This window comes from Streptococcus mitis, assembly GCF_001074635.1.
Lineage (GTDB): Bacteria > Bacillota > Bacilli > Lactobacillales > Streptococcaceae > Streptococcus > Streptococcus mitis_E.
Genome location: NZ_JUQO01000220.1, coordinates 20,513 through 33,236, shown reverse-complemented (window position 1 = coordinate 33,236; position 12,724 = coordinate 20,513). Strand labels below are relative to the sequence as shown.

12 protein-coding genes are annotated in these 12,724 nt (G+C 43.5%); 4 read left to right on the top strand and 8 right to left on the bottom strand.

Annotated features, from left to right (window positions below; genetic code table 11):
* Positions 1–27: 27 nt before the first annotated feature.
* Both ADI58_RS09415 and recJ read right to left on the bottom strand, forming a co-directional pair.
* Positions 28–1,689 (bottom strand): ribonuclease J, encoded by a 1,662-nt coding sequence (locus ADI58_RS09415; RefSeq protein ID WP_049522403.1) that lies wholly within the window; start codon positions 1,687–1,689, stop codon positions 28–30.
* Positions 1,690–1,862: 173 nt separating this feature from the next.
* Entirely contained in the window at positions 1,863–4,085 is a 2,223-nt protein-coding gene (gene recJ, locus ADI58_RS09410) for a single-stranded-DNA-specific exonuclease RecJ (protein WP_049522420.1), read from the bottom strand.
* Positions 4,086–4,261: 176 nt separating this feature from the next.
* Between recJ and ADI58_RS09405 the strand changes: the two genes are divergently transcribed.
* Genes ADI58_RS09405 through ADI58_RS09390 form a run of 4 tightly spaced genes read left to right on the top strand, consistent with a single transcriptional unit; the run spans position 4,262 to position 7,184 of the window.
* Positions 4,262–5,020, top strand: a complete 759-nt coding sequence (locus ADI58_RS09405; protein ID WP_001229571.1) for an amino acid ABC transporter ATP-binding protein — start codon at positions 4,262–4,264, stop codon at positions 5,018–5,020.
* 10 nt (positions 5,021–5,030) lie between these two features.
* Positions 5,031–5,825, top strand: a complete 795-nt coding sequence (locus ADI58_RS09400; RefSeq protein ID WP_080982534.1) for a transporter substrate-binding domain-containing protein — start codon at positions 5,031–5,033, stop codon at positions 5,823–5,825.
* Positions 5,826–5,837: 12 nt separating this feature from the next.
* Entirely contained in the window at positions 5,838–6,515 is a 678-nt protein-coding gene (locus tag ADI58_RS09395) for an amino acid ABC transporter permease (RefSeq protein WP_049522402.1), read from the top strand.
* Between the two features lie 9 nt (positions 6,516–6,524).
* Positions 6,525–7,184, top strand: a complete 660-nt coding sequence (locus tag ADI58_RS09390; protein ID WP_049522401.1) for an amino acid ABC transporter permease — start codon at positions 6,525–6,527, stop codon at positions 7,182–7,184.
* 93 nt (positions 7,185–7,277) lie between these two features.
* Here ADI58_RS09390 and ADI58_RS09385 read toward each other — a convergent pair whose 3' ends face one another.
* The 6 genes from ADI58_RS09385 to cysE form a co-directional block, all read right to left on the bottom strand.
* Complete coding sequence (locus ADI58_RS09385; RefSeq protein WP_000229952.1) at positions 7,278–8,408, bottom strand: ABC transporter ATP-binding protein; 1,131 nt, start codon at positions 8,406–8,408, stop codon at positions 7,278–7,280.
* Between the two features lie 112 nt (positions 8,409–8,520).
* Positions 8,521–9,390 (bottom strand): helix-turn-helix domain-containing protein, encoded by an 870-nt coding sequence (locus ADI58_RS09380; RefSeq protein WP_049522400.1) that lies wholly within the window; start codon positions 9,388–9,390, stop codon positions 8,521–8,523.
* 3 nt (positions 9,391–9,393) lie between these two features.
* Entirely contained in the window at positions 9,394–9,780 is a 387-nt protein-coding gene (locus tag ADI58_RS09375; RefSeq protein ID WP_049522399.1) for a Mini-ribonuclease 3, read from the bottom strand.
* Complete coding sequence (cysS, locus tag ADI58_RS09370) at positions 9,773–11,116, bottom strand: cysteine--tRNA ligase (protein WP_049522418.1); 1,344 nt, start codon at positions 11,114–11,116, stop codon at positions 9,773–9,775. The genes ADI58_RS09375 and cysS overlap by 8 nt, the downstream gene beginning before the upstream one ends.
* Before the next feature lie 82 nt (positions 11,117–11,198).
* Positions 11,199–12,083: a GNAT family N-acetyltransferase gene (locus ADI58_RS09365; RefSeq protein ID WP_049522398.1), complete on the bottom strand. Its 885-nt coding sequence runs from the start codon at positions 12,081–12,083 to the stop codon at positions 11,199–11,201.
* Positions 12,084–12,094: 11 nt separating this feature from the next.
* Entirely contained in the window at positions 12,095–12,712 is a 618-nt protein-coding gene (gene cysE / locus ADI58_RS09360) for a serine O-acetyltransferase (protein ID WP_000539979.1), read from the bottom strand.
* Between the last annotated feature and the right edge of the window lie 12 nt (positions 12,713–12,724).

The window sequence follows — 12,724 nt, the reverse complement described above, 5'->3', positions numbered from 1 at the left end:
CGGCTTTCTCTCTGTTTATTTCAAAGATTATTTCGCTTCCATGACTACTGGTAAAATAGCTGGACGACGCTTAGTCTGGTCAAAGAGATACTTGGTCAGGTTATCACGAACCTTCCCTTTAAGGTCTGCCCAGTCAAAGTCATCTCCTTGAAGATAGTCTTCTACCGTCTGGTTAATCAATTCTGAACTTTCACGGAGAATATCACGACTCTTCTTGAGATAAACAAATCCACGCGTGTGAACACGGGCCTTGGCCACAATTTTCTTCTCACGACGGTTAACGGTGATTGCTACGATGAAAATACCGTCCTCTGACAAGACCTTACGGTCACGAAGAACCACATTACCAACATCACCAATGGCATTCCCGTCAATCAAGACATCGCCTGCCGAAACTGCGCCAGCTGGGACAAAGTCCCCATTCTCATAAGCCATGCTGGTTCCCTTTTTAGGGATGAAAATGCGTTCTGGCAACATCCCAACTGCCATAGCAGCCTTAGCGTGGGCATCCAACTCGCGGTATTCCCCTTGAATTGGGAAGAGATACTTAGGTTGCAAGAGATTAATCATCAACTGCAAGTCACGCGCATTCCCATGTCCTGACACACGCAAGCTTTGGGTAATCAATTTGACAACTCCACCAGCTTGGTAAATCATGTTTTCCACACGCGCCACGACCGCTTCCTTGGCGATAGACGGAGTCGTTACAATATAGACTAGGTCACCGTCCTTGATTTCCACATAACGGTGGCGACCAATCGACATCTTGCGAAGACCGTTGATAGGCTCACCCATACGACCTGTCTCAAGGATAATCAACTCATGGTCCTCAAAACGAGACATATCTTTTGGTTTAATCAAAAGACTTTCGTTAGCTAGAGACAATTTCTTGAGGCGAATAGCAGTACGGACGATATTTTCAATATCAAATCCTGTCAAGACCACACGACGACCTGTTGCATCCGCAGCGTCAAACACCTGCTGAATACGAGATAGGTTGCTAGCTACCGCCGCAACAATGATACGACCATCCCAGTCCGAAATTGTTTGAGTGATCTCGTCCCCAACTTCACTTTCGCTAGCCACTTGGATATTGCTATCTGCATTGGCTGAATCGCTGAGCAGAGCTAGAACTCCGTCACGACCGATTTCTGCCAAACGAGCGAAGTCTGTCGCATAAGATTCACTAGCTGTCTGGTCAAATTTGAAGTCACCTGTGTAAACGATACTACCTTCAGCTGTCTTCAAGACAACACCCAGACTTTCTGGGATAGAGTGGGTCGTACGGAAGAAGGACACCACAGTTCCTCCAAAATCAATCTCCGTATCCTCATCGATAACATGAAAATCATTGAATTTCTTAACTGTGTCATTTCCTTTGACAAAGAGTTTGGCCAACTCAATGGTCAACTCAGAGCCAAATACAGGTACCTTGGCTTCAGCCAAGAGATAAGGCAGAGCACCAATGGCATCTGCATGGCCGTGAGTCAAGAAGACCCCAGCGATACGATCGCTATTTTCAAAAAGGTAGTCCATATTTGGAATAACTACGTCCACCCCTAGTTGTTCATTTTCAGGGTATTTCAGACCTGCATCCAAAACGAAAATAGATCCATCGATTTCAGCGATATACATATTTTTCCCGTTTTCACGTACACCACCAAGTGTTGTTAAACTGATATTACTCATTTTTCCTCCGAAAGCTTTGTTTATCTTGATTATAGGGTTACTTGCCCTTTTATTCTAAAAGCACTATTACTTTTAGCCGAATCTTTTCCAACCATTATACCATTTTTTTGATGATTTTCAAAATGAAGATTTGTTTTTAAAAAAGAGCTGGTTTCCCAACTCTTTCCTATCTGCTATTCTCTTTCCATTAAAAAGTCATAAATTTCTTGCACGGTACCCAGCGCCATCATTTCTTGGTCTTTGACGGTTTGTTTGAGATTTTGGTAAATCTGACTTTCTCCGATCTCTCGCTTCGGTGCCTCTTTATTCACTGTCATGACACCATCTTTGATGGTCACAAAGCCTAGTTCTTCAAATACTTGAATCATCTTGACCAGCAAGATTTGTTGGATATTAAGATAAGCTGCCAAATCCTTGAGCTTGTAGCGAATATCAAACTCTGGGAACTGGTAAATGGTCTTGTACAATTTGGCAAACTGCTCTCTAGTCCCATAACCTGTTAGATAGTAGGCCTTGTCAATATCATTTTTGAAATAGACAGCAGAAAAATTCTGTTCCTGAAAAATGGTCTTCAGCCGAGTAATATTCTCAGGAATGGTTTTCACGACAATAGCTTCACTAGCCGCCAGATTTGGCACTTCTCCAGCAAAATCCAAGACTGGAACCCCTTCTGGCAAGGCTGCATTCTTCCCACGGATGTTAAAGAGTTGAACACCCTCCACACGCGCATCCACCATCATCAACTGGAGGGCAGTTTGGCCATTCCATTGGTTGACAGACAATTTGACTGCCAACTCTAGATTCTTGGTTTGAGCAAACTCTGTTGCCCATCTGCCTTGTCCAAAGGCTACCACTTCAAAACTCGCCTCACCCTTGGAAATTTTCAGCTTGAGATGGGCGTTGCCTGCTCCCATAGTACGGGCACTTTCGACCTGAAAATCCTTGATATAAAAGACAGGTTTCTGATTATCCATTCCAAAAGGTGCCAAACGTTCAAAACTTTTGACCGTTTCCAAGCTAAGTGTCTCCAAATCCAGTTCTTCATCTAGATTTAACTTGTTCTTGCCAGCAGCATCTGCACCTTTTTCACGGACATAGTCTTCCAAGACTTGAGATAAATCTGAGAGTTTCTCCACTTCCAGCGTCATGCCAGCTGCACCAGCATGGCCACCAAAGGCGATAAAAAGATCTCGATGAGGATCCAGAGCCTCAAAAATATCGACCGCTTCCACACTACGAGCACTACCCTTGGCACGACCGTCTTCTATATTAAGAACGATGACTGTCCGCCCTAGTTCTTCCAGCAAACGACCAGCCACGATTCCTAGAACCCCAGGATTCCAACCTTCCTTGGCCAAGACTTGAACCTTCTTCTCAGGGTCCACCATGGTCTTAGCTTCTTCATAGATAGACTGGACGATTTCCTTGCGCTCTTCGTTTTTCTGATGAATCATGAGAGCAATCTCATGCGCTTCCTCATCATCAAAGCCAGTCAACAAATCAATGGCAGGATTGGGATCATCCAAGCGGCCCAAGGCATTCAAACGAGGGGCAATCTGGAAACCAACTGTCTCTTCTGTCACTTCATTGGCAGCAATCCCAGCCATATCCATCATTTCTTGTAGACCAATGCGCTGAGTGTGTCCCAACATTTCCAACCCATACTGAACCAAGATACGGTTCTCATCTGTCAAACTAACCATATCAGCAATGGTACCAATAGCAACCAAATCCAGTAGTTCCACTTGCACTTCTTCTAAAAGGGCACAAGCCAGCTTGAAGGCCACTCCACAACCAGCTAAATATTTGAAAGGATAGTCCGCATCTGGATGTTCAGGATGGACAATAGCATAGGCATCTGGTAAGGTTTCAGGCATGGAATGGTGATCTGTGACAATGACATCCACTCCCATAGACTGGGCCAGTTCAATGGCCTCATGACCAGCAACCCCATTATCCACCGTCACAATCAAGGAAATTCCTTCTTGCTCGATAAAGTATTTATAAACACTAGCATTTGGACCATAGCCATCAGTAAAACGATTGGGCAAGTAAACACGGCACTCAGCGCCAAGCTGTTCCAAACTTTCCTTCACAATAGAAGCCGAAGTCATTCCATCCGCATCGTAATCTCCATAAATGAGAATATTTTCCCCTTCTTCAATGGCCTGACGAATCCGTTCCACTGCCTTATCCATATCATGGAGTAGATAAGGATCGTGCAAGTCCTCCAAGGAAGGTTCTAAAAACTTCTTCAGACTTTCTTGACCTTGAATCCCTCTCTCAAACAATAACCGAGCCACCTCAGGACCCAGTCCAGCCTTCTTGGCTATCTTTGTAAAATCCGCATCTTCTACCTGCGGGGCAAACTGCCATTCATAAGTAGGTGTTATCAAAAAGACATCCACTCTTTCTAAGAATTCTATTGCTTCATTATAACATGATTTAGACGTTTTCTCTATCCAGATTGCTTTTTTATAAAATTTTAGTGAATTTTTTCAGATATGATTTGACAAGGCAATTCTTTTGGTGTAGAATCGTGTTATAAAATCTAACACAAAGGAGATTCCTTATGGCTTTAGTAGAATTTGAACACGTCGAAAAATATTACGGAGATTACCATGCACTCCGTGACATCAATCTCCGTTTTGAAAAAGGACAAGTCGTTGTCCTACTCGGACCATCTGGTTCTGGGAAATCCACTCTGATTCGCACAATCAATGGTCTAGAGGCTGTTGACAAGGGAAGTCTTCTAGTCAATGGTCACCAAGTTGCTGGTGCCAGTCAGAAAGATTTGGTACCTCTTCGCAAGGAAGTCGGCATGGTTTTCCAGCATTTTAACCTCTATCCGCATAAAACGGTGTTAGAAAACGTAACACTTGCACCCATAAAAGTTCTAGGAATTGATAAAAAAGAAGCTGAAAAAACAGCCCAAAAATATCTGGAATTTGTAAATATGTGGGACAAGAAAGATTCTTATCCAGCCATGCTGTCTGGTGGACAAAAACAACGAATCGCCATTGCTCGTGGACTCGCTATGCATCCTGAACTCCTCCTCTTCGATGAACCAACATCTGCCCTTGACCCTGAAACCATCGGTGATGTTCTGGCAGTTATGCAAAAATTGGCCCACGAGGGTATGAATATGATTGTCGTTACCCATGAAATGGGCTTTGCCCGTGAAGTTGCCGACCGCATCATCTTTATGGCTGACGGAGAAGTTTTAGTGGATACGACAGATGTTGATGACTTTTTCGACAATCCAAGCGAACCTCGTGCTCAACAATTCCTCAGCAAAATCATCAACCACGAAAGTGACAAAGTCAAATAAGGAGGCGCCTATGAAAAAGAAATTCTTTCTATCCGCATTATTGATTAGCCTTTTCGGCCTTGCTGCTGCAAAACCAGTCCAGGCTGATACCAGCGTCGCAGATATTCAAAAAAGAGGCGAACTGGTTGTCGGTGTCAAACAAGACGTTCCCAATTTTGGCTACAAGGATCCTAAGACAGGAACCTATTCTGGTATCGAAACTGACTTGGCAAAAATGGTAGCTGATGAGCTCAAGGTCAAGGTTCGCTATGTGCCTGTTACCGCACAAACCCGTGGACCCCTTCTAGACAATGAACAGGTCGATATGGATATCGCAACCTTTACCATCACAGACGAACGAAAAAAACTCTACAACTTTACCAGTCCCTACTACACAGACGCTTCTGGATTTTTGGTCAATAAATCTGCCAAAATCAAAAAGATTGAGGACCTAAACGGCAAAACCATCGGAGTTGCCCAAGGTTCCATCACCCAACGCCTGATTACTGAACTGGGTAAAAAGAAAGGTCTGAAGTTTAAATTCGTCGAACTTGGTTCCTACCCAGAATTGATTACTTCTCTACACGCTCATCGTATCGATGCCTTTTCCGTTGACCGCTCTATTCTGTCTGGCTACATCAGCAAGCGCACAGTACTACTAGATGATAGTTTCAAGCCATCTGACTACGGTATCGTTACCAAGAAATCAAATACAGAGCTCAACGACTATCTCGATAACTTGGTTACTAAATGGAACAAGGATGGTAGTTTGCAGAAACTTTATGACCGTTACAAGCTCAAACCATCTAGCCATACCGCAGATTAAGGAGGACACCCTATGACAGATTTATCATCTTGGACAGCCTATTTTCAGGATTTTGGACAATTTTTCAATGGTTTCCTCTTCACTCTTGCCCTAGCGATTGGATCCTTTATCCTCGCCATGGTTTTAGGCATCTTCTTTGGAGCCATGTCAACCAGCAAACGTCTAAGTTTGCGCATTTTAGCTCGCATCTTTGTGGAGTTTTACCAAAACACTCCCCTCTTGGTGCAGTTTGTTATCGTTTTTTATGGCCTACCTCTTATCAGTGACCACACCATCATGATTCCGATTTATTGGACGGCTGTTCTCTGCGTGGGACTCTATCACGGCGCCTATATCGCCGAGGTAATTCGCTCAGGCATTCAGTCTATTCCTAGCGGTCAGATGGAGGCCGCCTTGTCGCAAGGGTTTACCTATATCAGTGCCATGCGCTTGATTATCTTGCCTCAAGCCTTCCGTATCATCCTCCCTCCTTTGACCAACCAAATCGTCAACCTCATCAAGAACACCTCTACAGTCGCTATCATCTCTGGTGTAGACTTGATGTTTGTGACCAAGTCTTGGTCGGCTCTTAACGGAAACTACATTCCAGCCTTTTTAGGCGCTGCCCTGCTCTACTTCTCTCTTTGCTTCCCTGTTGCCCAATTTGGTCGCAAGATGGAGCAAGCCAACAAAAAAGCCTATTCACTTTAGGAGGTTACTATGGAATCTATTTTAGAAGTTTTGACCCCAGATAACCTAATCTTTATCTTTAAAGGATTTGGCTTGACCCTCTATATTTCTCTGATTGCCATTGTCCTCTCTACCCTTATCGGAACGGTGCTAGCCGTCATGAGAAATGGCAAAAATCCTATCTTGCGCATCATCTCCAGCATTTACATCGAGTTTGTGCGCAACGTTCCCAACCTCCTCTGGATTTTCACCATCTTTTTGGTGTTTAAGATGAAGTCCACACCAGCTGGTATTACTGCCTTTACCCTTTTTACCTCAGCAGCCTTGGCTGAGATTATCCGTGGTGGCCTAAATGCCGTAGACAAGGGACAATACGAAGCAGGAATGTCTCAGGGATTTACTTCTGCGCAAATCCTCTACTACATTATTCTCCCACAAGCGATCCGTAAAATGCTGCCAGCCATCATTTCTCAGTTTGTAACCGTAATTAAGGATACCAGCCTCCTCTACTCTGTTATCGCCCTACAAGAACTCTTTGGAGCTAGCCAAATTCTCATGGGCCGTTATTTCGAACCAGAGCAAGTGTTTAGTCTTTATATCCTGATTGCCCTCATCTACTTCAGCTTTAACCTAGCCATTTCTAGCCTATCTCATATGCTAGCCAAACGTTGGCAACAAGCTGCAGAATAAACAGCCACTCTCCAGTTCAATTGGAGAGTTTTTTCTACGCAATCTCAAAAAAACACTGCCAGATTTCTAGCAGCGTTTTGAGTTTTATTTATCTTAGTAAACTGTTTTTTCAGTTTCTACATCGAAGAAGTGTGCTTTGTTCAAGTCAAATCCAAGTTCAACTGTTGCACCTGTTTGCAAGTAGTCACGAGCATCAACTTTGGCAACAAATTCATCTTTACCAACTTGACAGTAAAGGTGAGATTCTGAACCAAGCAATTCTGATACTGAGATAGTAGCTTTAACAACTGATTCTGGGAATGTTTCAAGGAAAGCAGGTTCTGCATTCACGTCTTCTGGACGGATACCGAAGATCAATTCTTTACCTTCGTAGCCTTTTTCACGAAGAACTTTCAATGCTCCTTCTGGAACTTTCAAACGGAAACCGTCAGAAACAATTTCGCTACCAACCAATTTCACGTTGATGAAGTTCATAGCTGGGCTTCCGATGAATCCTGCTACGAATTTGTTAACTGGGTTTTTGTAAACTTCTTGAGGAGTACCGATTTGTTCTACACGTCCGATAGTACCTGTACCAGCAGGGTTCTTAGTTGCTGACATGATAACGATACGGTCTGCAAGTGTCATCGCTTCTGTTTGGTCGTGAGTTACGTAGATAGTTGTAGCTCCAATACGACGGTGGATTTTAGCGATTTCAGCACGCATTGATACACGAAGTTTTGCATCCAAGTTTGACAAAGGTTCGTCCATCAAGAATACTTTTGCATCACGGACAATGGCACGACCCATGGCAACACGTTGACGTTGACCACCTGAAAGGTCAGCTGGTTTACGTTCCAAGAATTCTTTCAATCCAAGGATTTCAGCTGCTTCTTGCACACGTTTGTCGATGTCTTCTTTGCTGTATTTACGCAATTTCAAACCGAAAGCCATATTATCGTATACAGTCATGTGTGGGTAAAGAGCGTAGTTTTGGAATACCATGGCGATGTCACGGTCTTTTGGAGCTACGTCGTTGACAACCACGCCATCGATAGATGCAGTACCTTCTGTGATGTCTTCAAGACCAGCAATCATACGAAGAGTTGTTGATTTACCACATCCTGAAGGACCTACGAAAACGATAAACTCTTTGTCTTTGATGTCCAAGTTGAAGTCTTCAACTGAGTAGTGTTCGCTGTTTGGATATTTTTTGTAAATATTTTTAAGATTTAATTCTACCATGAGGTGAACTCCTTTTGTATTTTGATAATTTTATTATAGATGAAAACGCTTTATTTTTCTATGGCAAAGTGACCAAAAAAATAAAAAAGTTCTGTGCAACTTGCACAAAACTTTAGAGAATATCTGGTAAAATCAATTGATAACACAGGGTCAGGTCGGTCAACTCCTTCAACTGAAGCCCAGTCAATTCTTCCCATTTGTCAATCTTGTATTGGAGAGAATTGCGGTGCAGATAGAGTTGCTGGGCTGTTTTAGTGAGAACAGCACTATTTTCCCAAAGAGAGAGAATGATTTCCTGAATCTGATCTTGATCCAAAATCATCTGGTGCAGGCATTCCTTAATTGCCTTCAAGTCCACGAGTCTTTCTCCCATACTCCAAAGATAGAGCTGAGAAAAAGTATGAACACCTTGGTGACCCTGACGCCACCAAGTCTTGAACAAATCGCGCTCAGCTTTGATTAAGTCTGATAGGGCTTGATGGCCTGTCTGAGACCAAACCTGGCCCAACATGATTGACAGACGAAGGCCAAAGTCATACTCAACCGCTTCAATCGTATCACTTAAAATAGCTCGTACAGAGGTGTATTTATCTTGTTGAAGTATGAAAACATAATCCTGAGCTCCGACCTGTAGCACTGTCTGGCAGTTAGGAAAAAGAGTCCGCATCATATCCAGCCAAGAAGCTAGATTTTCCTGCTGAAAATAGGAAAGATGACAGTAAACCAGCTGAATCTTTTTAAAAGCTTGTGGTGCCTGTCCCTTCCCCTCAATCAGATAAGAATACCAAGGATTGAGCGAACGAGCCTGCTCCTGCTGGGTCAAAAGAGCAACCAACTGCTTTTCACGCTCGCTGAGCCCAGCTACCTCCAGCAAAATCCACTGCTGAGAAGCTAAAGGGAGAGTAAGATAGCCTTCTTTCTCTACTGGTTGGTCTGAAATCTGAGCTTCAGGAAACCAGTCTTGTAGTTCTTTTGCCATCATGTCCTAGCCCTCCACTTTTTGGATGCACCACGAAATCAAGCTCTCAAGACGTTCTAGATTATCAGTCATATGGAGATAGCCCATGACGGCTTCAAAACCTGTGGACATACGGTAAGTCACCACATCAGCATTTTTGGCCTTGGTGTGACTATTGGTATTGCGACCACGTTTATAGATTTCTTCTTCTTTTTCCGTTAGGACTTGCTCCTCCAACATAAGGGAAATCAGGCGAGCCTGAGCTTTGGCTGAGACATACTTGGTCGCTTCTTGATGGAGTTTATTGGGTTTGGTCATGCCTTTAAGAATGAGGTGACGACGAATATACATAGAATACACCGCGTCCCCCTCAAAAGCTAACGCAATCCCGTTAATGAGATTGACATCAATCACGTGTCCACCTCACTCCATCTTTGGTGTCAAGGAGCTTAATTCCTTGAGCAGCCAATTGGTCACGGATTTGGTCTGCTGTCGCGAAGTCACGATTGGCACGCGCCTCTTGTCGTTTTTGAATCAAGGCTTCGATTTCTGCATCCAAAACTTCCTCAACAAAGACAATTCCAAAGACTTCTAACATATCCGCAAGAGCTTGCTTGACACTTGCATCATAATTGCCAGAGTTAATCCACTTGGCCATTTCAAAGATGACTGTGATACCGTTAGCAGCGTTAAAATCTTCATCCATTGCAGACACAAACTTATCTTTAAAGGCCTGTAACTCTTGAATATCTACAGTCCCAGAAAATGGTTGCTCGTAGGTGTTCTTTAGATACTTGAGATTAGTCTCAGCATCGCGCACTGCCTTTTCTGTAAAGTTGATAGGCTTACGGTAGTGTTGAGTCGCAAAGAAGAAACGAAGCACCTGGCCATCAATGGTTTTAAGGGCATCATGGACTGTGATAAAGTTGCCCAAGGACTTAGACATCTTGACATTGTCGATATTGACAAAGCCATTGTGCATCCAATAATTGGCAAAGGTCTTACCAGTTTTGGCTTCTGACTGGGCAATTTCATTAGTATGGTGAGGAAACTCTAGGTCGGCTCCACCACCGTGAATATCAATGGTATCACCTAAAATCTCTGTCGACATGACTGAACACTCGATATGCCAGCCCGGACGACCAGGTCCCCAAGGGCTATCCCAAGAAATCTCGCCTGGTTTGGCAGATTTCCAGAGGGCAAAGTCTACAGGATTTTCCTTACGAGCCGTTTCTTCATCGGTACGACCTGAAGCACCTAACTCCAAATCTTCCAAGGTTTTATTGGCCAACTTGGCATAGTTGTGAGATTTTTCTACACGGAAGTAGACATCCCCTTGACTCTCGTAGGCAAAGCCTTTTTCAATCAAGTCTTCCACGAAACGGATAATATCCGCCATAAACTCCACTACACGAGGATGGCGAGTCGCAGGCTTGACGCCCAAAGCCGTCACATCCTCACGAAAGGCAGCAATGTACTTACCCGCAACCTCCTGAGGCGTGATACCTTCTTCCTTGGCACGGTTGATAATCTTATCATCCACATCCGTAAAATTGGAAATATAGGCAACCTCGTATCCACGATACTCAAAATAGCGACGAATGGTATCAAAAGCTACCGTCGAACGGGCATTGCCCACGTGAATATAGTTGTACACGGTTGGCCCACAGACATACATCTTAACCTTACCGTCTTCGATTGGGACAAATTCTCGCAAATCACGAGACATGGTGTCATAGATTTTAATCATAAAATAATAGTCAGGAAATCCAAAATCCAAGAACAATTAGTTTCATCACTAAGAGTTCAATTGAATTTCGGTCCGAATGTCTCTAAACTTCGGAATCCCTTGCTCCTTTCTCATTCAGATAAACCACCTGAGTCTGTTTGACAAAGCCAATTTTTTCATACAAACGTTTGGCACCTACATTGCTATCTTCCACTGCAATCTGAAATTCCTTGTCATTTTGCTCAATTAGTTGGTTGACAAGGGATTTTGCTAAATAGCTTCCATAGCCTTTCCCACGTTCAGGTTCCGATATTGCCAAACCATAAAAGTAATTCGTATTAGTCGACAAATCTACCGTGCAAGTTCCAATAACCTGACCGTCTTTTAACAAAATATATAAGCGACTTTCTGGATCCTTCAGGGCTTCAGCGACATATCTATACACAACTTCTCTCGATTCATGTTCCTCTGAAAATGCCTGAAATTTTAACTGGGTAATTTGCTCCTGATACGAACTATCTGCTAACAAAACTTCAAGATTAGAAAGTTTTGCTAACTGATAAGGTCTTCTATCCTTACCTAACCAGGTTTCTGTCTCTTCATCCTCAACCAATCCCCAGTTGCTGACAAAATCAGGATGACATTCTAGAAAAATACGTTCTGTCTGAAAAGTCACTGAACGAATAGGGAAAGAAGCCGTTTCTTTCTCAAAACTCGTAAACAAAGCACTCGCAATTCCTTGATGACGATGATCTGGATGAACCAGTATCGTCACTTCCACATCTTGATCATCAGCATAAACAGTTAAGAGACCAACAAGTTCGCCTTTTTCATAATAAAGGAAAAAGGCGGGCATGTTTGGGTCAAAATTAAGCATGTTAGAGAGATAGGGATCACGATAGGTACTGTCATAGTTTTGGCAACAGTCAATTAGTTTTTTCGCCTCAAATAACTCTTCTTGGCTCAACTTATTTCTTGCTTGAATCATATAGGTATCCTCTACAAACCAGACGATCTGTGACTGGCTTCTTTAGCCTGCTCGAGTTTATTGACGTAATACTCTCGTTTTTCTTCGACTTCATGAATGACTGGCTCATCTTTCTTTCCATGAACACGAACAATCTTGGCAGGAATACCAACAACCGTCACATCACTAGGTACGTCTGCTACGACAACTGCTGCTGCACCGACCTTGGCATTTTCACCGATTTCCACAGGCCCGATAACTTGGGCATGGGCTGATATGAGGGCTCCTTTACGCACGGTCGGATGGCGTTTACCAACATCCTTACCAGTCCCACCAAGGGTTACTCCGTGATAGAGAAGAACACCTTTTTCAACAATCGCTGTCTCTCCAATTACCAGGCCTGAACCGTGGTCAATAAAGACACCTGAATCGATCTGAGCACCTGGATGAATCTCAATCTGAGTCCAAAAGCGCCAAAACTGACTGTGCATACGAGCCAGGAGTTTGAAGCCATGCTTCCAGAGAAAATGCGAGAGACGGTGGGCCGCCAAGGCCTTGACACCTGGATAGGTCAGCAAAACCTCCAAAGTGGTGCGGGCCGCTGGATCATTTTCTTTTACGATATCAATGGTTTCGCGCCACCATCCCATACATTTCTCCTT